General features: G+C 63.2%; 22 protein-coding genes and 5 pseudogenes. 15 read left to right on the top strand and 12 right to left on the bottom strand.

From position 1 onward, the window contains the following. Window positions 1–95: 95 nt before the first annotated feature. The 5 genes and pseudogenes from ACFXS9_RS01300 (at window position 96) to ACFXS9_RS01280 (ending at window position 4,640) form a co-directional block, all read left to right on the top strand. The gene (locus tag ACFXS9_RS01300; protein WP_392684251.1) at window positions 96–1,274 is read left to right on the top strand and encodes a helix-turn-helix domain-containing protein; all 1,179 of its coding nucleotides are present in this window, start codon (window positions 96–98) and stop codon (window positions 1,272–1,274) included. Window positions 1,275–1,457: 183 nt separating this feature from the next. After that, window positions 1,458–1,874 carry a GNAT family N-acetyltransferase gene (locus ACFXS9_RS01295; protein ID WP_392684248.1) on the top strand — a complete coding sequence of 139 codons (417 nt, stop codon included), beginning with the start codon at window positions 1,458–1,460 and terminating at the stop codon, window positions 1,872–1,874. A 198-nt stretch (window positions 1,875–2,072) separates the two neighbouring features. Further along, window positions 2,073–2,351: a rhodanese-like domain-containing protein gene (locus ACFXS9_RS01290; RefSeq protein WP_392687163.1), complete on the top strand. Its 279-nt coding sequence runs from the start codon at window positions 2,073–2,075 to the stop codon at window positions 2,349–2,351. A gap of 7 nt (window positions 2,352–2,358) precedes the next feature. Then, window positions 2,359–3,530: pseudogene (locus ACFXS9_RS01285) on the top strand (aminotransferase). Between the two features lie 3 nt (window positions 3,531–3,533). Next, entirely contained in the window at window positions 3,534–4,640 is a 1,107-nt protein-coding gene (locus tag ACFXS9_RS01280) for a polyamine ABC transporter substrate-binding protein (RefSeq protein ID WP_392684245.1), read from the top strand. Window positions 4,641–4,973: 333 nt separating this feature from the next. On the opposite strand, the gene ACFXS9_RS01275 is transcribed toward ACFXS9_RS01280, so the two are convergent. From ACFXS9_RS01275 to ACFXS9_RS01250, 6 genes and pseudogenes are all read right to left on the bottom strand, one after another. After that, window positions 4,974–5,909 (bottom strand): lipid A biosynthesis lauroyl acyltransferase, encoded by a 936-nt coding sequence (locus ACFXS9_RS01275; protein ID WP_392684242.1) that lies wholly within the window; start codon window positions 5,907–5,909, stop codon window positions 4,974–4,976. A 19-nt stretch (window positions 5,910–5,928) separates the two neighbouring features. Further along, the gene (locus ACFXS9_RS01270) at window positions 5,929–7,206 is read right to left on the bottom strand and encodes a beta-ketoacyl-ACP synthase (protein WP_392684239.1); all 1,278 of its coding nucleotides are present in this window, start codon (window positions 7,204–7,206) and stop codon (window positions 5,929–5,931) included. 88 nt (window positions 7,207–7,294) lie between these two features. After that, a pseudogene (locus ACFXS9_RS01265) lies at window positions 7,295–8,493 on the bottom strand (beta-ketoacyl-ACP synthase). Beyond that, on the bottom strand, window positions 8,486–8,959 hold the full coding sequence (locus tag ACFXS9_RS01260; RefSeq protein WP_392684236.1) for a 3-hydroxyacyl-ACP dehydratase FabZ family protein: 474 nt from the start codon (window positions 8,957–8,959) through the stop codon (window positions 8,486–8,488). The pseudogene ACFXS9_RS01265 and the gene ACFXS9_RS01260 overlap by 8 nt, the downstream one beginning before the upstream one ends. Window positions 8,960–8,968: 9 nt before the next feature. Further along, the gene (locus ACFXS9_RS01255; RefSeq protein ID WP_028346689.1) at window positions 8,969–9,262 is read right to left on the bottom strand and encodes an acyl carrier protein; all 294 of its coding nucleotides are present in this window, start codon (window positions 9,260–9,262) and stop codon (window positions 8,969–8,971) included. A 259-nt stretch (window positions 9,263–9,521) separates the two neighbouring features. Next, the gene (locus ACFXS9_RS01250; RefSeq protein ID WP_392684235.1) at window positions 9,522–11,447 is read right to left on the bottom strand and encodes an FAD-binding monooxygenase; all 1,926 of its coding nucleotides are present in this window, start codon (window positions 11,445–11,447) and stop codon (window positions 9,522–9,524) included. Window positions 11,448–11,641: 194 nt separating this feature from the next. Here ACFXS9_RS01250 and ACFXS9_RS01245 point away from each other — a divergent pair, with 194 nt between their 5' ends. The 3 genes and pseudogenes from ACFXS9_RS01245 to ACFXS9_RS01235 form a co-directional block, all read left to right on the top strand. Next, window positions 11,642–12,103, top strand: coding sequence for a MarR family winged helix-turn-helix transcriptional regulator (locus tag ACFXS9_RS01245; protein ID WP_392687158.1), 462 nt, complete (start codon window positions 11,642–11,644; stop codon window positions 12,101–12,103). A 224-nt stretch (window positions 12,104–12,327) separates the two neighbouring features. Next, a pseudogene (locus ACFXS9_RS01240) lies at window positions 12,328–12,498 on the top strand (glyoxalase superfamily protein); the annotation flags it as partial. A 42-nt stretch (window positions 12,499–12,540) separates the two neighbouring features. Next, window positions 12,541–12,685, top strand: a pseudogene (locus ACFXS9_RS01235) (ClpX C4-type zinc finger protein); the annotation flags it as partial. Between the two features lie 633 nt (window positions 12,686–13,318). Here the strand turns inward: ACFXS9_RS01235 and ACFXS9_RS01230 are convergent. From ACFXS9_RS01230 to ACFXS9_RS01215, 4 genes are all read right to left on the bottom strand, one after another. Then, window positions 13,319–13,585, bottom strand: a complete 267-nt coding sequence (locus ACFXS9_RS01230) for an alpha/beta hydrolase (RefSeq protein WP_392684232.1) — start codon at window positions 13,583–13,585, stop codon at window positions 13,319–13,321. 904 nt (window positions 13,586–14,489) lie between these two features. Then, window positions 14,490–14,840, bottom strand: a complete 351-nt coding sequence (locus tag ACFXS9_RS01225; protein ID WP_392684229.1) for a hypothetical protein — start codon at window positions 14,838–14,840, stop codon at window positions 14,490–14,492. 129 nt (window positions 14,841–14,969) lie between these two features. Further along, window positions 14,970–15,554, bottom strand: coding sequence for a peroxidase-related enzyme (locus tag ACFXS9_RS01220; RefSeq protein ID WP_392684227.1), 585 nt, complete (start codon window positions 15,552–15,554; stop codon window positions 14,970–14,972). A 111-nt stretch (window positions 15,555–15,665) separates the two neighbouring features. Further along, the gene (locus tag ACFXS9_RS01215) at window positions 15,666–17,426 is read right to left on the bottom strand and encodes an ATP-binding protein (protein WP_392684224.1); all 1,761 of its coding nucleotides are present in this window, start codon (window positions 17,424–17,426) and stop codon (window positions 15,666–15,668) included. 401 nt (window positions 17,427–17,827) lie between these two features. On the opposite strand from ACFXS9_RS01215, the gene ACFXS9_RS01210 reads away from it, so the two are divergent. Then, window positions 17,828–19,087 carry an MFS transporter gene (locus ACFXS9_RS01210; protein WP_392684221.1) on the top strand — a complete coding sequence of 420 codons (1,260 nt, stop codon included), beginning with the start codon at window positions 17,828–17,830 and terminating at the stop codon, window positions 19,085–19,087. 28 nt (window positions 19,088–19,115) lie between these two features. Here the strand turns inward: ACFXS9_RS01210 and ACFXS9_RS01205 are convergent, their stop codons facing one another. After that, window positions 19,116–20,093 carry a tripartite tricarboxylate transporter substrate binding protein gene (locus tag ACFXS9_RS01205; RefSeq protein ID WP_392684219.1) on the bottom strand — a complete coding sequence of 326 codons (978 nt, stop codon included), beginning with the start codon at window positions 20,091–20,093 and terminating at the stop codon, window positions 19,116–19,118. A 92-nt stretch (window positions 20,094–20,185) separates the two neighbouring features. Between ACFXS9_RS01205 and ACFXS9_RS01200 the strand changes: the two genes are divergently transcribed. The 6 genes and pseudogenes from ACFXS9_RS01200 to ACFXS9_RS01175 all read left to right on the top strand — a co-directional run bounded on the left by ACFXS9_RS01200 (window position 20,186) and on the right by ACFXS9_RS01175 (window position 24,320). Further along, window positions 20,186–20,914 (top strand): TetR/AcrR family transcriptional regulator, encoded by a 729-nt coding sequence (locus tag ACFXS9_RS01200; RefSeq protein WP_392684216.1) that lies wholly within the window; start codon window positions 20,186–20,188, stop codon window positions 20,912–20,914. A gap of 47 nt (window positions 20,915–20,961) precedes the next feature. Next, window positions 20,962–21,831: an amidohydrolase family protein gene (locus ACFXS9_RS01195; RefSeq protein WP_392684213.1), complete on the top strand. Its 870-nt coding sequence runs from the start codon at window positions 20,962–20,964 to the stop codon at window positions 21,829–21,831. Between the two features lie 13 nt (window positions 21,832–21,844). Continuing rightward, a pseudogene (locus ACFXS9_RS01190) lies at window positions 21,845–22,540 on the top strand (Bug family tripartite tricarboxylate transporter substrate binding protein); the annotation flags it as partial. 127 nt (window positions 22,541–22,667) lie between these two features. Continuing rightward, the gene (locus ACFXS9_RS01185; protein ID WP_392687155.1) at window positions 22,668–22,850 is read left to right on the top strand and encodes a hypothetical protein; all 183 of its coding nucleotides are present in this window, start codon (window positions 22,668–22,670) and stop codon (window positions 22,848–22,850) included. A gap of 55 nt (window positions 22,851–22,905) precedes the next feature. Further along, window positions 22,906–23,631, top strand: coding sequence for a PIG-L deacetylase family protein (locus tag ACFXS9_RS01180; protein ID WP_392684211.1), 726 nt, complete (start codon window positions 22,906–22,908; stop codon window positions 23,629–23,631). Next, window positions 23,628–24,320 carry a 4-carboxy-4-hydroxy-2-oxoadipate aldolase/oxaloacetate decarboxylase gene (locus ACFXS9_RS01175; RefSeq protein ID WP_392684209.1) on the top strand — a complete coding sequence of 231 codons (693 nt, stop codon included), beginning with the start codon at window positions 23,628–23,630 and terminating at the stop codon, window positions 24,318–24,320. The genes ACFXS9_RS01180 and ACFXS9_RS01175 overlap by 4 nt, the downstream gene beginning before the upstream one ends. Here the strand turns inward: ACFXS9_RS01175 and ACFXS9_RS01170 are convergent. Continuing rightward, complete coding sequence (locus tag ACFXS9_RS01170) at window positions 24,289–24,795, bottom strand: hypothetical protein (protein ID WP_392684206.1); 507 nt, start codon at window positions 24,793–24,795, stop codon at window positions 24,289–24,291. The genes ACFXS9_RS01175 and ACFXS9_RS01170 overlap by 32 nt on opposite strands.

The raw sequence follows: 24,795 nt of genomic DNA, 5'->3' as shown, positions 1-24,795 counted from the left end.
TTGCCGGCTTAGGCTATCCACTTCTCGCCGACCTGTTCAGAAATCGCAGAATTTGTTAGGCTCGTCTTGCGCGGCGAAGCGAAGCACCATCGAACATGGCGAAACGAGAACCATTCCTTGAAGCGCCGATCGACCGACCCGACCCGCCGGACCGGCTGCTTCCCGCGGACTTGATGTGCGCTCTCGACTGGCTGCGCCGCAATCCGGATGGCGATGTGTCCCTCGGTGCATTGTCCGTCGTTGCGGGCACACGGCCACGAACGCTCGAAGCGCATTTCAAGGAATTCCTGGGGACGACGCCGCTCGCCTGGATTCGCAATGCTCGTCTCGCCAGGGCGAGGCGCGAGCTGCTGGATGCGAATGATCGCACGACGGTGACAAGTGTGGCCCTCGATGCCGGCTTCAGCCAGCTCGGCCGTTTCGCCGGCGCATATCGGCGCCGGTTCGGAGAGCTGCCGTCGCAGACACTGCGCGCGGGGCGACGCGTCGCAGCCAGCGCTGCCGAGATCGACGATGAAGCCCTGCGCCTAACCTGGCGCGCTATTCCAGAGGCCTTCGCTGTAGCGCCGGATTCGAACTGCATTGCCTTGGAGCTCCTTGAGCAGGCCCAGCAGCGGGCACCAGAGTTTGCGCTTGCGAGGGCTATGGCGGCCTGGTGCTGGGCGCAGCGTTCAGCCCAACACTTCGGATCGGACCCAGCCGAAGACATCGACCGCGCGTGGCGGCTGGCCGATCGCGCGCTCGCCCTGTCGCCGAACGATGCCATGGTGCTCTCGCTTTCGGCCGGTGCGCTGACCTTGGCCCACCGCGTCACGGAGGCGGACCGGCTGATTGAGCGGGCGGTGGCGATTGAACCGAGTTCCGCCGTCGCGTGGGTTCGCCGTGGATGGTCGTCTGCCTATCTCGGGGACAGCGAAAGCGCGCTGCGCGAACTCAGAACGACGCTCCATCTCGCTCCCTTTGAACCCATCCGGCATCTCGCGCTCATCGGCATTGGCTGCGCTCACTTCGCTGCCGGCCGCTACGAGCGCGCAGCGGCATGGGCCAAAACCGGCGTCGAGGCGTTTCCCCAATCGTTCTGGGCCGAGCGCGTGGTCATTGCTGCTGCCGCATCCTCAGGAGCGCTGGCGGAGGCGCGTCGGCGCACCCGAAGGCTCCTGCGTCAAGATCGTAATTTGACGATTTCAGTCGCCAGGCGGGCATGGCCATTCAGGCCGGATTTCATGGACCGGCTGTGTCATGGGCTTGAGATCGCCGGAGTTCCGCGTGCCTGAGTCGTCGTCGACCGAGATTCAACGCGCGAGCCTTTGAATGTCCATTCCGGGGCCTCAGACGTCGGCGTACGCAGCCATCAAGTCCGCTCATCTCTCGATAGCTGATATTGTCGCGCTGGTTCGGCAGTTCGTTTAACTCGAAGCAGGTTACGATGGAGACCGTTTACCGTCGGGCGATGTTTAATGACGCGGACCGTCTCCACGACATTCGACGGCGATCTATCCTTGGACTCGCGCCGCCAAAAATGCCCGTTGCCGAAGCGCAGGCGTGGGCTGCGAAGCTCACGCGCGCCGGAATGCAGCAAAAGCTGCATGAGCTGGACGTATGGGTTGCCGAACTCGATGGCAGCGCGGCCGGGTGGGGGGCCATTCGCGGCGACTGGCTGGAGGGGGCTCTATACCGACCCGGAATTTGCCGGCCGGGGTGTTGGCGTCGGATTACTGGAGATGTTCGAGCGGCTGATGTGCGAGCGAGGCATTCGGGCGGTGCGGGCCGAAGCCAGTTCGAACGCGATGGCATTCTACCTTCGTCGAGGTTACCGGGCGAATGGTCGTCAATCGCCGAATGGGGCTTGGCCCATTGCGAAGGAGCTTCTATAGCCGCCTCCGGCGAAGCTGAGGCCGGAGGTTCGAACGGCGCTTTAAACCGTTCGCGGCGCTTGATTTTCACCGCGCGAGGGGCGACTTTGGCGCCCGCTTGGCCGGGCCTGTCGGAGCCCGCGCGGCAGGTTGTCAGGAGGATATTGCGTGGCGGACCATCAGGTGCACGATTTGACGCCGGAAGACGTTTCCAAGGGGATGGCGGAAGGGCGCTATCTTCTGGTCGATGTCCGCGAGCCCAATGAGGTGGCGGTGGAGTCCTATCCGGATGGGGTGGTCGTTCCGCTCCAGAGCTTCGATCCGGCGGCCATTCCGGAACCGCAGGGAAAACAGGTGGTTTTCGCCTGCCGCTCGGGCAAGCGCTCGGTGACGGCTTCACTCGCGGCGCAGGCGGCAGGGCTGCCTTACGACAAGCATCTGGCAGGGGGCATCATCGGCTGGAAGGCTGCGGGATTGCCGACCAAGACCGGCGGCTGATCTGCCAATGACCTCCATGAACAAGGTCTTTGCCGACCTTCCTGTCACCGTGTTCGAGGCGATGTCGCAGGCAGCGCGCGACAACAACGCCATCAATCTCGGCCAGGGGTTTCCCGACGATCCCGGGCCGGAAGACATTCGTCGCGCCGCGGCCGATGCGACCGTGAACGGCTATAACCAGTACCCGTCGATGATGGGCATTCCGGAACTCCGGCAGGCCATCGCGGCTCATTACGGCCGCTGGCACAATCTTTCGCTTGATCCGATGACGGAAGTGATGGTGACCTCGGGCGGCACCGAGGCGCTGACCGCGTCCATTCTCGCCGTGGTCGAACCCGGCGATGAGGTCGTCGTGTTCCAGCCGGTCTATGACAGCTATTTGCCGATCATCCGCCAGGCCGGCGGTATTCCGCGCCTGCTGCGGCTCGAGCCGCCGGGCTGGCGGCTGACGGAAGAGATGCTGGCCAGCGTCTTCAATCCCAAGACCAAGGCGGTGCTGTTCAACAATCCGCTCAATCCGGCAGCCGTCGTCTATCCCCGCGAAGACCTCGAACTACTGGCACGCTTCTGCCAGAAGTTCGACACCATCGCGATCTGCGACGAGGTCTGGGAGCACGTCATCTTCGACGGCCGCGAGCATATCCCGCTGATCACGATCCCGGGCATGCGCGACCGCACCATCAAGGTCGGCAGCGCCGGCAAGATTTTTCGCTGACGGGATGGAAGGTTGGCTTCGTCTGCGCCGCGCCGCCGCTGCTCAGGGTGGCGGCCAAAGTGCACCAGTTCCTGACCTTCACCACCGCGCCGAACCTGCAGGCGGCGGTGGCCTATGGCCTCGGCAAATCAGACGAATATTTTTACGACATGCGCAAGGAGCTGGCGCGGAGCAGGGACCGGTTGACGAAGGGACTGGAGAACATCGGCTTTCCCGTGCTGAAGTCGCAGGGCACGTATTTTCTCACCGTCGACCTGTCGCCGCTTGGCTTGAATGAGACCGATGTCGAGTTCTGCAGGCGCATTGTGAGCGACTACAAGGTCGCCGCCATCCCGGTGTCGGCTTTCTATGAACAGGATGCGGTGACCTCGGTGGTGCGGTTCTGTTTTTCCAAGAAGGACGAAACGCTGGATACCGCGCTGGAACGCCTGTCGGACGCGGTGCACGGCCGTCGCAAGAGGTAGAGCATGCGCCATTCAACCCGAAGCCCGCTTTGCCTGATCGGTGTGATGACGGTCGCGCTGTCGTTCTCGCCCGCGTGGGCGCAGGAGCGCACCGTGAACTTCTACAACTGGTCGAACTATATGGCGCCGGGGGTGCTGGAGGATTTCACTAAGGAAACCGGCATCAAAGTGGTCTACGACACGTTCGATGCCAACGAGACGCTGGAGACGCGCCTGCTGGCCGGAAAGTCTGGCTACGACGTCGTGGTGCCGACCGGATATTTTCTGCAGCGCCAGATCACCGCAAAAGTCTTCGTCAAGCTCGACAAGTCGAAGCTGCCCAATCTCGCCAATGCCTGGCCGGTGGTGACCAGCCAGCTCGCGACTTATGATCCCGGCAACAATTACGCCGCCAACTACATGTGGGGTACCACGGGCATCGGCTACAACGTCAAGACGGCCGCGAGGATTCTCGGGCCCGACGCCAAGATCGACAGTTGGGATATCGTCTTCAAGCCGGAGAACCTCGCAAAATTCAAAGACTGCGGCATCCACATGCTGGACTCCGCCGACGACATCCTGCCGGCGGCGCTGAGTTATCTCGGCATCGATCCGAACTCCACCAAGCAGGCCGATCTGGAAAAGGCCGCCGATCTCGTCAGCAAGATCAGGCCCAACGTCCGGAAGTTTCACTCTTCCGAATATCTGGGCGCACTGGCGTCGGGCGAGATCTGCTTCGTGGTGGGCTGGTCGGGCGACGTGATGCAGGCGCGCAGCCGCGCAGCGGAAGCGAAGAACGGCGTCGAGATCGGCTACACGATCCCGAAAGAGGGCGCGCAGATGTTCTTCGACAATCTCGCGATTCCCGCGGACGCGAAGAACGTCGCGGAAGCCTACGAGCTGATCGACTATCTCTACCGCCCCGAGGTCGCGGCGAAGAATTCCGATTTCCTGTCCTACGCCAACGGCAACCTCGCGAGCCAGAAGCTGATCGATCCGAAGATTTTGAACGACCGCAACATCTATCCGGACGAAGCGACGCAGAAAAAGCTGTTCGTCATCCAGGCCCGCGATCCCGCCACGCAGCGCGTGATCAACCGGCTGTGGACGAGGGTGAAGACGGGGAGGTGACGCGGCACCCCGGTGCCCTATCCGTCATTGCGAGGAGCAACGCGACGAAGCAATCCATCTCTCCACACGTACGGAGATGGATTGCTTCGCTGCGCTCGCAATGACGTGGAGAGGTCCCGCGCTCAATACCTCATCCGGCCCACAAACTTCTATTGCCGAAATCCGGGCCAGAATCTATAGCTCCCGCCGGGAGCATCACATGATCAACATCCTCACGTTCTTTTCAACGCGTACGCTGCTGCAAATCATCTTGGTCCTCGCATCGACCGTCGCGATGAAGGCGTGGAGCCTCGGCCTGCTGTTCGGCGGATAGGACGGGAGGGAGCGGCAGACCTACCGCCACCGTCTGTGTAGCCACAGCCACTGATCCGGATATTCTCGCACCCAGCCTTCGACCACGGACGTCACCGCCTGCATCGTGCCCTGGATGTCGATTTGGCCGGAGGCGTCGCGCACCGGCTTGACCTCTTCGGACAGTTCGGCGCGGAAGCGGTGGTTGGGCAGGCGGATGATGCGCACGCCGTGCACGGGGCATTCGACCTGCCGCAACAGCCGCGCCAGCGTCGGGTTGGCCTTGGTCTTGCGGCCGAAGAACGTCACCTCGACGCCGTTGCCCAGGTATTGATCGACCAGCATCGCGACATGCTGACCCCTTTGCAGCGCCTCGGCGAGCTTGAGCGGCGCCTCGCGGCCGGCCGGCACCAGCGTGCCCATCTTGACGGCGCGGATTCTTTCGATGGCGCGGTCGGCGGCCTCGATGTTCGGCCGGCGGAACAGTATGGCGCAATCGAGCCCGTGCGCGACGGCGCCGAGCGCCGGGATTTCCCAATTGCCGAGATGGCTCGCGAAGATGATCGCAGGCCTGCCGTCGTCGCGCAAAGAATCGAAGATTTCCTTGGTCCGCGGCGGGAACTCGATGCGGCTCGGTTTGTCCGGGTGATCGAGGTCGTAATCCCAGATGTGATCGAGATGCGCGAACTCGGCGCCGATGCGGCCGAGATTGTCCCAGACGCCGGCCAGGATGGTTTCGATCTCTTCGGCCGATTTCTCCGGGAAGGCGGCCTTGAGATTCTCGCGGCCGATGCGGTCCTCGCGCAGCCTGCGCCCGATGAAGCGGGTGACGCGGCCGAAGAAATCGGCGGTCTTGTCCGGATCGAAATAGCGGGTGGTGCGCAACAGCGCGATCGTCAGCGCGCCGACGGCTATTTCCGCCACGGGCTTGGCGGCGTCGCGCAGGCGCGCCTTGGTGCGTAGGAGCAGGCGTTTCATTTAAGAAATAGCCAGCTCGCTACACCGGTTCGCGCGTCAGGATCAACGAGGCGTTCTGCCCGCCGAAACCGAACGAGTTCGACATCACGGCGGTGACCTTGGCGTCGCGCGCCTTGTTGCCGACCACGTCGAACAGGATGGCCGGATCCGGAATCTCGTAATTGATGGTCGGCGGAATCCGCTGATGCTCCAGCGTCAGCAGCGAGAACACGGCTTCCACCGCGCCGGCTGCGGAAATCGTATGCCCGACCATCGACTTGTTCGAGGACACCGGAATCTTCGGCAGATGATCGCCGAACACGACCGCGGTCGTGTTGTACTCCATCTTGTCGTTTTCCGGCGTCGCGGTGCCGTGCGCGTTGATGTGGTCGATCTGCTCCGGCTCGAGGCCCGCATCGGCCAGCGTCTTGCGCATGCAGCCGATGATCGGCTTGCCGTCCGGGCTGGAGCGGGTGCGGTGGAACGAGTCGGTCAGCTCGCCGCAGCCGGCCACCACGCCGAGAATTTTGGCGCCGCGCGCGATCGCGGACTCGTAGCTCTCCAGCACCATCGCGCCGGCGCCTTCCGCCATCACAAAACCGTCGCGGTTCTTGGAAAACGGCCTTGAGGCGGCCTGCGGCGGATCGTTCTGCGTCGACAGCGCCGACAACAGCGAGAATCGCACCATCGCTTCCGGGTTCACCGAGCCGTCGGTGCCGACGCACAGCGCCGCATCGGCCTCGCCGCGGCGGATCGCCTCGACGCCGAGCTGGATCGCGGTGGCGCCGGAGGCGCATGCGGTGGAGAGCGAGATCGGCGATCCCTTGGTGCCGAACGTTTCGGCCAGGTGACTCGCTATCGAACCGAACATGAAGCGGCGATGGTAGGCTGTGAACCGGCCGCCGCCGCTGACACGCAGCATATCCTCGTAGCCGAATTCGGTCCTGCCGACCGCGCGTCCGAGTTCGAGCCGCTGCGGCCATTCGACCTCGACCGGCGCCACGGCAAGAAACAGCGGTCCGGGAAAGTCGGCCTTGGCGCCGATCGCCGCCTGTTCGAGCGCTTCCCCGGTCGCCATCTCGGCGAGACGTTCGCTGAGGCCGGTCGACGAGAACGGATCGACGGTGACGAAATCGACGGTGCCGGCCATGGTCGTCTTCAGGCCGTCGATCGGAAACCGCGTCACGGTGCGGATGCCGGATTCACCCGCGGTCAGCTTTGCCCAATTGTCCTGCTTGCCGGCGCCGAGCGACGTCACCACGCCCATGCCGGTGACGACGACGATCGGCCTGCCGAGTTTATCGCGTGGTGCTGACATGGTTCCCCCGATGTTGCGCCGTAACTGAAAGTGCGCTCGCGCTCATTGCTTGCTCTGGCGCTGCCGAAAGCGGTCTTTCGGCCACGCTCTACTTGATGGCCTCGACCAGGGCCATGCCTTCGCCCTGCCAGTGACCGGCCCCCACCACGACAATCTGGTCCGGGCTGCCTGCCTTTTCAACCTCGAGGCCGGTCGGGTCGTTGGGCGGGAACAGCGCGCCACGGGAGATCGAGAGTGCGGCAAGCGCCAGCCCCAGCGGAAACTGTGTCTCCAGCGTGTGACCGAAGATCGTGCCGGTGGCGCGCACCGCAAAGCCGGGATGCTGGCGCAAAAGGCCTTTTCGTCCGACGTCACCGGCTCGACGCCGGTTGCGCCCGTGATCAGGGTGCCGCTGTCGCCGACGCCGAGCTTCGGCCACAGCGCCTCCAGCGATTTGGTCACCGCGCCCGGTTGCTTGCGCTGCGCAAGGTCGGCAACGACCTTGGTCAGTTTGGCGTAAGGCTTGGCGCCGCGGGCTTCGGCGTGCTCGCGCGCTTCCAGCACGAGGAAACAGCCGGCGGAGCCGAGCGCGAACCCGCTTCGGTCCTCGCGTTGCCACACCGGCGAAAACTTTTCAGTCAGGTTGAAGTCGCCGAATTCATAGAGGACCAGCAGGTCGGACCGTTCGCCATTATGGGCCGCGCCGACCAGCGCGATGTCGCTTTGGCCGGCTTCGATCCGCGCCAGCGCAATTCGTGCCGCGTCGATGCTGGCGGCTTCCTCGCCCATGAAGGTGCGCGATGTGCCGCAGACGCCGTGGACAATGGCGATGTTGCCGGCGAGCAGGTTGGAGAGCTGGGCCAGAAACAGCGTCGGCCGCAAATCGTTCATCAGCCGTTCGTTGAGAAAGCCGGGGCTCGAATTGCCCTTGGCGTCGGCGCACAGGATTGCCGCATCGACCGCGATGTCGCGTTCGCCACCGCCGGCGGCGACGATCATGTCCATGCGGCCGAGAATTTCCTTGTTGCCTTTGACGCCAGCCGAATCCAGCGCCAGCCCGGCGGCATAGGTGCCGATGCGCTGCCACGGCTCCATCTGGCGCTGGTCGCCCTTTTTCGGGATCTGCGCGTCGAAGCTAACAGGCGCCAGCGGATGCACGATATAGGGCGCGAACCGCTTGTCGTCGATGTTGATCTTGCCGGCGCTGAGCGCATCCCAATGCGCGTCGAGCCCCTCGCCGAGCGAGGAGACGATGCCGATGCCGGTGATCCAGACTTCCTTGGCGCCTGCTGATTTTGGCTCAGTCATTCGTGATTGCCTGCAGTGGGAAGCCGATCTTGTTGGCCATCGCGTCCATGTGCACGCGCAAGGCCGGATCGGGGAAGGGGGCAAGGCCGAAAGTTATTTCAGCGCTGCACTTCAACTCCTTGCCGACGCGGCCCTTGGCCTTGGTGACGGCAAAGCCGGAACCTTCATGCTCGAGCTTCGCCTCGATCGTCAGCAACGAGCCGGGACTGACGAACCCGCGCATCTTGGCTTCCTTCACGATGGCCAGGAACGGCATGCGCTCGAACTTCAGGACGCCAAGTATCAGCCAACCGGAGCTCTGCGCCATCGCCTCGGTCAAGAGCACGCCGGGCATGGTCGGAAAGCCCGGAAAGTGTCCCTCGAAGATGGTGTGCGCGGCCGGCACCTGCGCCTCGACCGTGATCCTCTTCTCGTCGAGGTTCAGATCGACGATGCGGTCGATGAGCTGGAAGTAATCAAGGTTCATGGCGGGCGATTAGGCGCCCGGGGCTGCATTCTTGGCGGCGACCAGCTCGTCGATGCGATCGGCGAGATTTTGCAGCACGAAATACTGCTCGGTCGTGGCCTTGCCGTCGTTGACCTCCTGGGTCCATTTTTCGAGCGGCATCTTGATCCCGAACGCCTTGTCGATGGCAAAGGCGATGTCCAGGAAGTCCAGGCTGTCGATGCCCAGATCGTCGATGGCGTGGCTCTCCGGCTTGATCGTGTCGCGCGGGATGTCGCAGGTCTCCGCGATAATGTTGGCGATCTGATCGAATGTGGAAGACATCATTAAGCCTTTGATATACTGGAGAAAATCCGGAACGGCTTGGAGGAGGCGGGTGCGCGGCCCCGGAAGGCCCTGTTCCCTCGGCCGGAGTCGAGTGCCCGTATATCGGAGCGGGGCGCTGAGTTCAATGGAGGGGGGCGAGGGGATCGCCGACCGATTTATGGGCAGGGATGGCCGGTTTTGGTTCCGGGAGCAAGCGTAGGCGGATGAGCCGACGGATCGCGCGAATGCGCGTCCCGTTGGCTCATGCGGGCTACGTTCAATCGGCCCTTAGCATGAAGCCGTCGAAATATGCCGCAAGCTCTGCATGGCCATCGAGCGGGAGCACGTGCGCGACGTACTGGTCCGGGCGCACCACGACCGCGCAGCCTTTGTCGCGATCAATGCCGCGCATCGCAAAGATGTCATGGCCGCCCTTGAGACCAGGGCAGTACATTTTTTCGTAGTCGATGAGCCCGTAGCGTCCTTTGCGCGGGAGGAGGAGCGGGGGCATCGTCGCGATATCGAGTTCGGTATGCGACTGCTGGAACACGGCGCGGACATCGATCACTGAATCGATATCGGCGCCCGCGGGCGTGTGTCTCCTCACCGGAGATTTTGGATTCTCGCTCAGGAAATCGCACAGCGAGCGAACAGGGGAGATGGTGGCCGCGGGATCGCTCGCGCCGGCAAAGACGAAAAGCCGGAAGCGTCCGTCTGCCTTGGTGACATGGCCGAGATGAACCGGCTTGGCGTCCGAAAGACGCACGACCGGCGCGGAGTGAAAGCGCGTGCCGATCACAAATCCGCTGGCGAGATGCTGATGGTTTGGTTCGGCAGTGATGACGGACGGGCGGTAGTGCGTCGCCGTTCCCGCGGTATAGCGGCCGTGCCGGACGAAATAATCCTGGGTTTTCGCCGCATCCGCACCCTTGTTCTCACCCTTGGCGGACGCAAGGATCGTGGCCCATTCGCGGTCGAAGTCGATCAGCTCCTTCGCGACCGCCTGCCGTTCCGCCGAATAGCTGTGCAAGAGATGCGGCGCGCTGCGCCTTCGCAGCACGGCGGCGAGCTTCCAGCCGAGATTGAAAGCGTCCTGCATCGAGACGTTCATGCCTTGGCCGGCCTTGGGGCTGTGGGTGTGGCAGGCATCGCCGGCAATGAACACGCGGGGCAGGCGCGTTGCGGTCTCTTCCGCCGGCACGTCGTCGAACTTGTCGGTCAGCCGCTGGCCAATCTCGTAAACCGACCACCAGGCGATCTCCTTCACGTCGAGCGTATGCGGATTGAGAATCCGCCGCGCCTTCGCGATCAGATCGTCCGGCGTGATGTTGCGGCTGGCGACCCGCTCGCCGGCGTCGAGATTGGCGAGTTCGACATAGAGCCGGACCAGATAGCCGCCTTCGCGCGGGATCACGATGATGCTGCCATCACGGGCGGACTGGATCAGCACCTTGAAGCGGATGTCGGGAAAGTCGGTCACGGCAAGGACGTCCATCACGCCCCAGGCATGATTGGCGGAATCGCCGCGCAGCTCGCGCCCGATCGATTTGCGCACCGTGCTGCGCGCGCCGTCGCAGCCGACGACATAGCGCGCTTTGATGGTCTCGACCTCGCCCTCGTGCCCGGCATCGAGCCGTTCGAGGCGCACGGTCACGGCGTGATCTTCGAACTGCGCCGCCGGCGCGATCGAAAGATCCAGCAATCGCCGTGAATAGTAGGGCTCGAGCTTCGCCGGCGATTTGCGCATGACATCGAGGTAGCAATCATGCACGCGCGCCTGGTTCAGGATGAGGTGCGGCATCTCCGACAGCCCATCCTCGACGTCCTGAACCCGGCCGCTGCGCACGATGCTTTCGGGCTTGCGATCGTCCGGCTTCCAGAACGTCGTTTCGGTGATCCAGCAGGCTTCCTTCAGCACGCGCTCGCCGAAACCGAAGGCGTGAAACATTTCCATGGTGCGGCAGGCGACGCCGTCGGCCTGGCCGCGCAGGAGCCGGCTCGGCTTCTGCTCGACGATGCAGGTCTTGATGTCGGCAAACGCTGAAAGCTGCGCCGCCAGCGTCAAACCCGCCGGTCCGCAGCCGACGATCAGGACATCCACTTCCGCCGGAACCGGTCCAGATTTGCCGGAGGGCAAAATCCGCTCGACGGGGTCGGCGATTTCGGGGTCGCCCGGCTCGAATCCATTCAGGTGAAACTGCATCAGACCTGCTCCTCCCGTCCGTGGCCGACCGGAGTTGATTTTGACCGATTGGATTACCCTTCATCTATGGCGTCGGTCACTTGACTGCCGGCGGATTCCGCGACCAAAGCGCATGGACGATATTGATCAGCATGCTGATTATCAGTATGCTTGTCAACTCCAAGCCCGCCTTTGAGTTTACCTTGGAGAATTTGGTGAGAGACAACAACGAGATGCCCGGCCATCTGGCGCGCCGCTTCCAGCAGATCGCGGTGGCCGTGTTCCTGGCCGAGGTCGAGGAGGCGGGCTTCGACCTTACGCCAGTTCAGTACGCTGCGCTGGCAGCCATCAAGATGAACCCGGGGATCGATCAGGTGACGTTGGCCGGCCTGATTGCCTATGACCGCACCACCATCACCGGCGTGGTCGACCGCCTGGTGCAGAAGGGCTTGCTGGTGCGTCACGCGAGCCCCCGCGATCGCCGCGCCCGCGAATTGCAAATTACGGAAGCGGGAAAGCGCACGCTGCGCGCCATCACGCCGGCCGTCGAGGCAGCCCAGCACACCATACTGCGCGGCCTCTCCGAAAAGGAGGGCGCGGAGTTGATGCGGCTGCTGCGCAAAGCGATCACCGCCGGCAACGAACTGAGCCGCGCGCCGTTGCGGGAGCCGGAATAAAGGCGAGGAGAGATAGTGCGGGCCGACGAAGAGTCATTGGATATTGCGTTCATCGTCCGGGTTGACAATGACTGCGGCCGCGCCAACTATAATGACCGGTTGATACACCTGCCGCCTGCGCCCTCTGGGATGGTGAACGTATCTGATATCTCGGCCCTCGCTATTGGCGAACGGGTCGGCAAGGCAGGCACCGATCTCCTCCGTTCGCCGATACGGGTGCTCTCATGCGCGACTTCCGCGATGCGAAAGCCATGGCGCGTTCCCTGCGCGATGCCTTAACTGCCAAGGCTGTGCAGACCACGCACAGCGAGTCCTTGGAGCTGATCGCGAAAGCGTTCGGCTATGACAATTGGAATATCCTGTCGGCCAAGATCGATGCAGCCCAGCCACCGGCCAAGATCGATGCGGCCCAGCCACAGTCCGGCTGGCCGGGCAGGCTGAAGAATCCGGCATCACTAGCCAAACCCCTCTATTGCTCGTTCTGCGGCAAGAACCAGCACGAGGTGGAGAAGCTGGTAGCCGGGCCGGCTGTGTTTATTTGCGACGAATGTATCGACTTGTGTACCGACATCGTCGACGAGAACCTGCTTCGGCTTATCGAAGGCGACGAGGGAGGCGCGCGTACCATGTCCACCGACAGGCTACTGTACTACGTGGACCACGCCGATAGGGGAGCGCAGCGCAATCGGCTCGCACTGCAGCGTATCGAGAGCGTTCTCGCAGTTCGAGAGAACTCATCGGCGGACGATGGTAACATGTCGCTGTCGCCCAGCTTCGCCCAGTTGAAAAACAAGACGCCGGACGAACTGCGAACCATGCAGGCCTATTCGCAGGCCCAGTTGAAGAGCTACGAGCAGGCGCTGCGAACGGCGACAGTCATCGTGAACGAACGGACCCGGCAAATGCCCTCGTAGCGAGCGTAGCCCGGATGGAGCCAACGGGTCACGCAAATGCGCGCCACGCGACGAGCGCAATAGCGCTCGCGTAGTGATGACAAGCTCCGGGAAATCCGGGGCCAGCGGTCCCGCATACCGCATGCGCTCATGCGGGCTACTTGCTGCAGCAGACTGAGCCCGTAGGATGGGTAGAGCGCAGCGAAACCCATCGCGTCTCGGGCCGCAATTGATGGGTATCGCTTCGCTCCACCCATCCTACGCGACCAATACGCGTCGCCGTCGAAACGGCGGATTGCGCTATCGCTAATCCGCCCTACCTTCACGACCGCTTCGCCTCATCCAGAAACGCCTGCACCGCCTCGAACAGCTTGAGGCGATTGCGCTCCATGATGATGGAGTGTGTGCCCTCCGCCAGCGCCACGTAGCGTTTGCCCGGGGAGTTCACCAGAAGCGGAAACAGCGTCTGCGCCATGTAGGGCGGCGTGTCGCGGTCCCATTCGGCGCCGACCAGTAACGTCGGCACCGTGATCTTGGCGGGATCGTAGTAAGGTTTTCCGGCACCAAAGAACTCGGCGCCGTCCTGCACGACGCCGTTCGGGGCGCGAGGGCCAAAGGGCGCTGCGCGAATGCGCGAATTTCAGTAACAATTTCAAATTGATTTGCCCTGTCCAGTCGCGCGCGGAAAAATAAAGCGCTTCGCAGCAAACCCAAATCACGCGTACAACTCCGGCCATCCTGTCCCGAGAAGAGGGGCGTTGGCCATCGTCACTGACGTTGGGACGGGTTGCGGTGGACGCGGCAGCGTCGGGCGCGTGGATGTGATCGCAGGGCGGTTTTGCCGTGAGCGGACACAGCGCGCAGGACGTACGGCGCTTAAATGCCTCCGCCAGAATTTTGGCCGGCACGCACTTGGCTGGTTGAAGTCCCTGGCAGAGGAAGCTGCGTACGGCAAAACCGTGTGGTCCTGGCGCCCGTGGCTGGCGTCAAGCCGGCGGAGGTTTGCGAGACCCGACCGGGTCTCCAAGAACCTTCAATCCGTCGGTGATGGAGGCAAGAGGAATTCGTCTCCAGGGAGAGCTCGGCATAAGCCGTCGAACCATCGCGCAGGGAATGCCGGGCTGCTCCGGCTGTACCTGTATGCTCGTGTGCGCACTTCTTAAGTGCATTTGCACACGAGACCGCGGGTGCAGCAAAGCACCCGGCATTCCCTGCGCCCTCTCGTTTTGAGGGAGAGGAATTCAGAAAACCTCGGGCGTAATGCGCCGCGAGAACGCGGAGTTATATTTGCATCGCGCTGCTCCGATCCCGTCGTCCCGGACAAGCGCAGCGCGATCTCAGATGTGCAATTGCACATCGGGAGACCCATACGCCGCGGCGGATGTTGTCCTGGAAAGATGGTCGACGGCTTTTTCTTCAACAACTCGTATTTGTGGTTATGGGTCCCTGCGTTCGCAGGGACGACCGCCATCACAGGATATGGCGGTCTCTGCCTACCCCTGCGGCGCCACCGAAATCCTTGCGCAGTCGCGGCGGCCCATCAGGACGCAATCCTGGGTCTTGCGGAGATCGGCGATGCTCACCGCAAGCCAGATGCCGATCGCAGTCAGGGCCACGGTGAAGGCGAGTGCTGCGATGTTGGCGAGCATGCGGTGACGGAAGTCGTCGCCCTCGTCGCGCGACCGTTCGTAGCGGGACAGATCGTTCGCGGTTTGCGGCCCCTTGACTTGACTGGTGGCCTGGCCAGGTTCTTCCCGCCCGCCAGGCGGGTGGGCCGAGGTACGCGGCCGGAACTTGAGCACGACGTGCTCGTCGTTCGTGATGATGGGCCGCTGGGTTTTCACTGCGTTCGTCCGACGAAAAATCCCGCTGCCCTTTTAGCACGGCGGCAGCGCTTCCAACATGAAATCTTGCCAACCGCAGGACAGCCATCCATCTCCGCAACGTCTGATGGAACCGTAACGACGCGGGGCTCAGTCCTGTTTCGGCAGCCGCCCCATCATGTAGAACTCGTCGTTCGGGCGCATCGCGGTGATGTTGGCCAGCCGGTTCGACAATGCGAAGAAGGCCGAAATGGCCGCGATGTCCCAGATGTCGTCCTCGGAAAAGCCGTGGCTGGCGACCTCGGCAAAATCGGCCTCGGAGACTTCATTGGCCGCCCGGCTTACCTTCATGGCGAAGTCGAGCATCGCGCGCTGCCGCGGCGTGATGTCGGCCTTGCGGTAGTTGACCGCGATCTGGTCGGCGATCACGGGGTTTTTTGCCCGGATGCGCAGGATCGCACCGTGGGCGATCACGCAGTAATGGCACTGGTTGGCGGCCGAGGTCGCCACCACGATCATCTCGCGTTCGGCCTTGGTCAGCCCGCTGTCCTTCTCCATCAACGCGTCGTGATAAGCAAAGAAGGCGCGAAATTCCTCGGGCCGGTAGGCCAGCGTCAAGAAGACGTTCGGCACGAAGCCGGACTTCTCCTGCACCGCGAGAATTCGCGTGCGGATATCCTCCGGCAATTTGTCGATGGCGGGCGGCTGAAATCGTTTGGCGGCAGGCTTGGACATGAAAGGGTTCCGGCTGATGGCCGCGGGATGCGGCGTTGCCGGAACCATATAGCGTTTTCGGCGGAAGTGGACATCGCCCCGCGCGGAGCAATCGCGCGAAACTGTTATGCCTCAGCGCAGCGGCTTTTTCAGCAACGAGAAGCGGTCGGGATCGAGCCCCATCGAGGGCTGCAGCATCGGCGCTTCGACCGGCGTCATGACGCGGGCGGCCGGGCGGTCGCTGATCGAGGGATCGTTCGGTACGTCGCGGTGCGAGGTGGCGCCGCGCCAGCGATCCAGCACGGCCGAGACGAAATGCATGTCGTGGCCGGCGGAAACCGACGGCACGGTGGCGATCGTGGCTTCGCTGCGCGGCAATTGATGCACCGGAACCTCCTTGAAGCGCAGCCGAGTCGGCAGCGCCACGCCTTCGCCGAAGGCCAGGACTTCGCGGGTGCCGAGCGAGGGCACGAACGACAACAGGTTGGCGGCGGCGTCCGAGACCGCCGAGCGCAAGAGCGCCTGGTCGCGATCGTTGGCAAGGCGCATCGCAAACAGCGTGTTGCACTGGGAAATGATGGTGGCGTCGAGTTCGGCCGGACGCTGGGTGACGAGGCCGAGATAGACGCCGTATTTGCGCCCCTCCTTGGCGATGCGCGACACCGCCTTGCGCGTCGGCCCGAAGCCGATGTTGCGGTCGGCCGAGGCGTAACGGTGCGCCTCTTCGCAGACGAACAGCAGCGGCGACACGCCATCGCTCCACAGGCCGAAATCGAACGCCATGCGGCACAGCACCGACACCACGGAATCCACGACTTCGGCGGGGAAGCCGGCGAGCTGCATGATGGTCATCGGCCGGCCGTTGGCAGGCAGCCGGAACAGATGGCTGATGACTTCCGCCATGGTGTCGCCGCCGACATTGGCGTTGTCGAACATGAAGGCGTAGCGCGGATCGTTGCGCACGGTCTCGATGCGCGAGATCAGCTTGTGATAGATGATGCGCGAGGAGCGGTTCTCCAGCTTGCCCATCCGCTCGTCGATCAGCGAGATCAGGTCGACAAGGCGATACGGCACCGGCGTATCGACGGTGTAGCCGACCGATTTGGGCTCCATGCGCTTGAGCCCGAGCCGGTCGGAGTTTTGGTACTGGGTATAGATGCCCTTCGCCATCGGAATGACTTCGGCGAGGACGTCGAGCTCTTCCGGCACGCCCGGGCGGCCGCCGAACAGCACGTCGACGATCTCTTCGAAATTGAACAGCCAGAACGGCAGTTTCAAATTGCGCGGGTTCATTACGACCGCGCGATCGCCGAAACAGCGACCATATTCGTTGTGCACGTCGAGCAGGAAAACCCGCAGGTTCGGCCGCGCCTTCAGAATCTCGTTGAGCAGCAGCGACACGCTGGTCGATTTACCGACGCCGGTGGAGCCGAGAACCGCGAAGTGCTTGGAGAGCATTTCCTCGACGTCGACATAGGCGATCACCGACCGGTCCTGCTGCAGGGTGCCGACATTGATCTGGTCCGACCCGCTCGGCGCATAGACGGTGCGAAGGTCCTGGGCAGTGACGAGGTCGACGGCGTCCCCGATGGTCGGATAATTGGTGACGCCACGCTGGAATTTGGGGCGCTCGCCACCGGAAATTTCGCCGAGCAGGTCGACCGACGCACTCGCGATATATTCATCGGAGCTCGGCATGTCCTCGCACGATACTTCAGTGATCATCGCGATGATGGTGGAACCGGCACAGCGAATACTGATGAAGCGGCCGACGGTGGCGCGCACTTCGGAAAGGGGCATCTGGCCTGTCGCCAGAAGTCCGACCCGGGCGAGGGAGCCGCGCACGGAAATCACACGTCCGAAGGATGTCACGGTGTTGAACCTGGATCTCATGAATTGGGGTCTGGCCCGCATTATGGGCGGCTCCGACTAGCGAAACGGTTAAACCGGCGTGGTTCCGTATCGGCTAAATCTGCGGCATCCCGGTCAGGATCCGTATTTGCAGCGGAGTCCGATCCCACGCTCCGATTGCGAGTTAGGCTTGGAAAATCAGGCCTTTCTCGCATTTGCTGGGTCGCGCGCGCTCTGCTGCGAATTAATCTCTCGTTTACCATTTCGAAGAGGACATCCGATCGGCGATGAATGCTCTCGTACCGCGCCAGGGCCATGTCGGCTGCCTAAGACGTCGTCTGCTTGAAACGGCGGCTGCTTGAAACGAGGGGTCCGGCTTGCTATCCAGTTTTTCATAACAAGAAACAAGAAGGGTGGACCGCGATGAATCGCGACAACGCATCTTGAGCGAGCCTGCGCGATCTTCCGCGCTCGCGCCATTCCGCGTCAGGAACTACCGTTTTCAATGGCCGGCTGATCTGCTCACCTCGTGGGCGTTCGAGATGGAAACGCTCATTCTCGGCTGGTACGTGCTGGTCGAGACCGGATCGGTCCTGCTGCTTACCCTGTTCGCCTCGCTCGGCTATGTCGGTACGTTGGTAGCGCCGATGTTCGGCGTCGTCGGCGACCGCATCGGTCACCGCGATCTGTTAGGCGTGATGCGCGCGACCTACGCGGCGCTGGCTGCCGTGCTGATGACCTTGGCGCTGTCCGGCCACCTCGCGCCGATTTTTGTTTTTGTCATCGCAGCCGCGATGGGCATCGTTCGCCCATCGGATCTTGGCGTGCGTGGCGCGTTGGTTGCGACCATCATGCCGCATGGCCAGTTGATTGGGGCAATCAGCATCTCGCGCACCACGATGGATACCGCGCGCATCGCCGGCGCGCTGAGCGGCGCCGGCTTGTTTGCCTCGCTCGGCATGGGTCCGGCCTATGTGGCGATCGTCTGCCTCTATCTCACCGCAACCGCGCTGACGCTGTGCATCGTCGCGCCGGCAAAGCCGCAACTCGCGGGCGAGGCTTCCAGCGAGGTGTTGCAGCGCTCGCCGCTGCGCGATCTCAAGGAAGGGGTCGCCTATGTCTGGACCACGCCGCGGATGCAGGCCGCGCTCTGGGTGGCATTTCTGGCCAACCTCACGGCCTATCCGCTCTCCAACGGCCTGCTGCCCTATATCGCCAAGGCGATCTACGGCACCAACCAGACCGGGCTTGGCTATCTGTCGGCGAGTTTTGCGATCGGCTCGCTGGCCGGTTCGATCGTGTTGAGCCTGATCCGCGATATCCGGGTGGCGCGGCTGATGATCGGCGCGACCGTCGTCTGGTACGCGACCTTGCTGGTGTTTGTGCAGATGCAGACCGTGCCGACCGCGATCGTGTGCCTGGTGGTGGCGGGCTTTTCGCAAAGCCTCGCCATGATCTCGATCGCCGTCATCCTGATGCGGACCGCGAGCGAGAATTTCCGCGGCCGGGTGATGGGCGTGCGCATGATGGTGATCTACGGCCTGCCGATCGGTCTGTTGGCCGCCGGCAGCCTGATCGACGAGATCGGATTTGCGGCGACCGGCACCGTCTACGCGGCGGCCGGTCTGGCGCTGATGCTGGCGATCGTGCTGCACTGGCGCGCCGATCTCTGGCACGTGCATGCACCGGCGAATGCGCGATGATCTGACCGCGCAAGTCGGCGCGGGCGTCTCACTGCACCTTGATATTCGCCTCCTTCAGCACCGGCTCCCACTTCGCGGCTTCGGCACGCATGAAAGCGTCGAAATCCTTGGGCGAATTACCGACCGGCGTGGCGCCCATCTTTTCCAGCGCGGTCAGAACCACCGGATCCTTCAGGGCGGCGGCAAGGTCGGCGTGGATCTTGGCGACCAGGTCAGGCGCCATGCCGGCCGGGCCGAGGAAACCCCACCAGACCGAGGCGTCATAGCCGGGCAGGCCGGCTTCCGCGACCGTTGGAACATCGGGCAGTGCCTTCGAGCGCTGGGCCGTCGTTACGGCAAGGGCGCGCACCGCATTGCCTTCGAGCTGGCCGACCACCTCGGGCAGCGGGTTGACGCTCATGGGAATCTCGCCCGCGATCACCGCCGTCAGGGCAGGGGCACCGCCCTTGTAGGGGATCGCCTGGATCTTCACCTTGGCCATGTAGTTGAAGAGCTCACCGGCCAGATGCGCCGAGGTGCCGTTGCCGGACATGCCGTATGACAATGACTCCGGCTTTGCGCGCGCTGTCGCCAGCAACTCCTGCAAGTTCTTCACCGGACTGCTCTTGGACACCACGATTGCGAGCGGCGAATAGGCGATCTCGCTGATGGCGGTGAAGTCCTTGAAGGTGTCGTAGGGCAATTTTGGATAGAAGAACTGGTTCAGCGGATGGCCGCTGGCGACCAGGATCAGCGTGTAGCCGTCCGGCGCCGATTGCGTGAGTGCTTGCGAGGCGATGATTCCGCCGGCGCCCGGACGATTTTCGATGACGGGCTGCTGCCCCCAGGTCTTCGACAGCGATTGCCCGAGCGTGCGCGCCAGCACGTCGACGGCGCCGCCGGCGGCGTAGGGCACCAGAATGCGCACGGGCCGCGTCGGGAACTGCTCCGAGTAGGCGTGTGTGGCTGCCAGCGAAAGCGTGGCGGCTGCGAATACGATGCGCAGGATCTTGCTGAAAACGGACATGCGGGGCGCCTTCCTCTGGACACAGGATTTTTGTTGACTAGACCTTATCATTTGTACAAACGTACAAAAGTCCGAAGCGGAAAGCAAATGCCATGACGCGAAACCCCAACATGCGGGAAGCCATTCTGAGCGCGGCCGAGCTGTTGTTCTCGACGCGTGGTTTCAATGCCGTGTCGATCCGCGACATTGCGCTGGAAGCGGGCGCCAATCCCGGCAGCATCACCTATCACTTCAAGAGCAAGGACGGGCTGCTGCTCGAAATCTACAAGCGGCATTGCGGTCCCATGAACAAGCGCCGCATCGAACTGCTGGTGGCTGCAAGGCGCGTGCGCGACATTCAGGACCGGCTGGAAGCAATCGTGCGCGCCTATGTGCAGCCGGCGTTTTCATCGAGCAGCGACCTTGCCGGCGGCGGGGCGCGATTCACGCGACTGCGCGCGGTGATGTCGGCCGAAGGCAACGCGGTGGTGGGACGCATCATCGCGGAAATCTTCGACGACACCACCAACGCGTTCATCGATGCCATCGCGGAAAGCCTGCCGCATCTGCCGCGCACGACGATCGTGTGGCGATCGCAGTTCCTGCTCGGCGCGCTCTATTACACCCTCGTCAATCCGGAGCGGGTGACGCGGCTCTCCCGCGGCGAAGCCGATGGCGCCGACATGGCGGAAGCGATCGAGCAGCTCGTCTCGGCAACGGTCGCCTCGCTGCAGGCATCCGACGTCGATCACATCATCGATGGCGCATCACGCCGTGCCAAGCCTGTTCAACCACGCGTCGTGGCCGCCGTTCGAAAGCGGAAAGAAAGTCCGACCGATTAGGTATCGCGGAAATTATCAAGCGCGAGCCAAACACTGCAGAAGGCATCATGCACAAGCCCACGATTCCCGGACCCGATCCCGACACGCGAACGCCGAAGTTCAAGCTTCCGGCGCAGGCGTGTGACGCGCATACCCACATCTTCGGCCCCGGCGACAAATACCCTTACGCATCCGGACGGCCCTATACGCCCCCGGACGCGCCGCTCGAGGATTTCCGGGCGCTGCACAGCAAGCTCGGAATCGGCCGCGCCGTCATCGTCAATGCCAGCGTGCACGGCACCGACAATCGCGTGGCGCTCGATGCCATTGCCGTCAGCAACGGGACTTTTCGCGCTGTCGCCAATATCGACGATACCATCACCGAGCGCGGCCTTCGCGAGCTGCACGAGGGAGGTTTCCGCGGCTGCCGCTTCAACTTCGTCCGCCATCTCGGCGGGGTGCCCGACATGGCGGCGTTTCACCGTATCGTCGCGATGGTCGCGCCGCTCGGCTGGCACATCGACCTGCATTTCGACGCGATCGACTTGCCTGAATATGCCGAGATGCTGGCAAAATTGCCGGTGCGTTACACCATCGATCACATGGGGCGCGTCAAGGCATCCGACGGTCTCGACCAGCATCCGTTCCGGACGCTGATCGACCTGATGAAGCGTGACGAGAAATGCTGGGTGAAGGTGTGCGGTTGCGAGCGGGTGTCCTCCAGCGGACCGCCGTTCCAAGACGCGGTGCCGTTCGCGCGCCGCATCATCGAGACAGCGCCGGACCGCGTCATCTGGGGAACCGACTGGCCGCATCCCAATGTGAAGGTGATGCCCAACGATGGCGATCTGATCGATCTGATTCCCCTGTTTGCACCGGAACCGGAACTGCAGCAGAAGATTCTGGTCGATAATCCGGCGCGGCTGTTCGAGTTTTGAAGGAGCGCGTGCGATGGCGAGCAAACGAAAGCAGTATGGCTTGAGCCGGCGCAGCGCATTGTTCGCCGGCATGGCGGCGCTGGCGGCAGCGCTGTTGCTGCCGCAATTCGCTGGCGCGCAAAGCTATCCGAACCGACCGGTGCGGCTGATCCTGCCGTTCGGCGCGGGCGGCGTCGCCGACGTCACGGCGCGGCTCGTTACCGAAAAACTCGGCGAAAAGCTCGGCCAGCGCTTCGTCATCGAGAACATGCCGGGCGCCGGGGGTATCAACGCAGCGCGCGCTGTGCTGTCCGCGCCCGCGGACGGCCACACGCTGGCGCTGTTCAGCAACGGCACCGCGATTTCCGTATCGCTGTTCAAGAACCTGACGTTCAATCCGGTGACCGATTTCGTGCCGGTTTCGAGCATGGGCTATTTCGACTTCATCTTCGTCACCCAGGCTGGCTCGCCGTATCCGACGCTGGCTGACTTCATCAAGGCAGCGAAGCAAAAGCCCGGCACGCTCAATGTCGGCACCATCAATGTCGGATCGACCCAGAACCTCGCCGCGCAATTGTTCAAATCGACCGCCGGCGTCGATGTTACGATCGTGCCGTTCCGCAGTTCGCCCGAGGTGCTGATCGCGCTGTTGCGTGGCGATATCCAGATGGCGATCGAAAATTACAGCGCGGTGCGATCGCATATTGCCGACAAGGCGGCGATTGCCGTGTCGTCTTCAGGGCCCGTGCGCACCACGTTCCTGCCCGACGTGCCGACCGTGAAGGAGGCGCGCGGAGGGGGATTTCGAGGCGCGGTCCTGGAACGCGATCTTTGCGCCGAAGGGCACGCCGCCGGAGGTGATCAGGACGCTCAACGCCGCGCTGCGCGAGGTGCTCGAGATGCCCGACTTGAAGAAGCGCGCGCTCGATCTCGGCATCGAGGCCAAGGCCAGCTCGCCCGAGGAAATCCAGGAACGGCTGAAGGCCGATATCGACAAATGGGCTGGTGTGATCGAGCGGGCGGGAATTGCCAAACAGTAGTCATGCTGCCGGCGCGGCCGGCAACGTGCAACAAGCGAAGGAGGAAATCCCGATCATGAGCAATGCTGGAAAAACGGGCCTTGTGGTTACCGCGCATCCCGGTGATTTCGTCTGGCGCGCGGGCGGCGCGATCGCGCTGCACGCCAGGAAAGGCTATCGCATCAAGATCGCTTGCCTCTCGTTCGGCGAGCGCGGCGAAAGCCAGTTCGCCTGGAAAGAGCCCGGCGCGACGATGGAGAAGGTGAAGGCCGGAAGGCGCGACGAGGCGCAGCGCGCGGCGGAGATGCTGGGCGCGGAAATCGAGTTCTTCGACGCGGGAGATTATCCGCTGCGGCTGACGGAGGCGCATTTCGACCGCATGGTCGATATCTACCGCGAGCTCAATCCGTCCTTCGTGCTGACCCATGCGCTTGAGGATCCCTATAATTTCGATCATCCGAACGCGGCGCACTTCGCGCAGGAAACCCGCGTGGTCGCCCAGGCAATGGGTCACAAGCCCGGCGCCAAATACACCTATTCGGCGCCGCCAGTGTTCCTGTTCGAGCCGCATCAGCCGGAGATGTGCAACTTCAAGCCGCAGGTGATCCTCAACATCGACGAGGTCTGGGATATCAAGCGCAAGACGTTCGAAATTCTCGCCGCCCAGAAGCACCTGTGGGCCTATTACGAACGGGTCGCGCTGCAGCGGGGCGTGCAGGGTGGCCGCAACACCGGCAAGCCGATGACCTATGGCGAGGCCTATCAGCGGCTGTTTCCGATGGCGATGGAGGAGCTGGCATGAAGACGGTTGTCGTCCGCAACATCAAGCGCACCGAGCCTGATATCGTGAAACGGCTCGGCGCACTCGGCGTAGCCACCGCGCATGAGGCCTACGGCCGCTTCGGGCTAATGAAGCCCTATATGCGCCCGGTGTGGAGCGGGGCAGAGACGGCAGGCACCGCCGTGACCGTGCTGGCGCAGCCCGGCGACAACTGGATGATCCATGTCGCGGTGGAGCAGTGCCAGCCCGGCGACATCCTGGTGGTCGGCTGCACGACCGACAACACCGACGGCATGTTCGGCGATCTGCTGGCGACCTCATTGATGGCGCGCGACGTCAAGGGCCTTGTCATCGATGCCGGCGTTCGCGACGCCAAATCGCTTCGCGAAATGGGTTTTCCGGTGTGGTCGAAGGCGATCTCGGCCAAGGGGACGGTGAAGGCGACGCTCGGCGCCGTCAACGTTCCCGTCGTTTGCGCCGGGATCAATGTGGTGCCGGGCGATGTGGTCGTTGCCGATGACGATGGCGTCGTGGTGATCGGACGCAAGGACGCCGCCGATGTCGTCGTCAAGGGCGAGAAGCGCGTCGCCGACGAAGACGGCAAGCGCAAGCAACTCGCTGCGGGCGTGCTCGGGCTTGATATGTACAAGATGCGCGAGCCGCTGGCGAAGGCCGGTCTCATCTATGTCGACGAGCTGGAGGAGGACTGAGGTGGCGATGCGCCTGCGCACCTTGCTCGGCGACCATCCCGGCACGACCGCGCTCAAGAACGGATCGATCAGGTCGGACCTGGTCGAGTTCGATTTCGCGCCGTACTCGCCGACCAACAAAGGCTTCAAGCCGATGGTCCGCGAGGGGGCGTTCGATGTCTCGGAGATGGCGATCGTCACTTATCTCATGGCAAGATCGTTCGGCAAGCCGATGGTGCTGCTGCCCGATGTCGTGCTGGCGCGATTTCAGCATGGGCATGCGCTTTACAATGCAAAGGCGGGCAAGCTTACGCCACGCGACCTCAGGGGCAAACGCGTCGGTATTCGTTCCTTCACCACCACGACCGGCGCATGGCTGCGCGGCATTCTCGCCAACGACTATGGTGTCGATCTCGATCTCGATCGAGTGGGTGACGTTCGAGGAGGCCCATGTCGCCGAATTCGTCGATACGACCAGGCGGGCGCCCGCGAGCAA

The sequence above is a fragment of the Bradyrhizobium sp. RDI18 genome (assembly GCF_043203335.1).
GTDB classification, from domain to species: Bacteria; Pseudomonadota; Alphaproteobacteria; order Rhizobiales; family Xanthobacteraceae; genus Bradyrhizobium; species Bradyrhizobium retamae.
The sequence above is the reverse complement of the archived record's forward strand: the minus strand, read 5'-3'. Positions and strand labels throughout refer to the sequence as shown.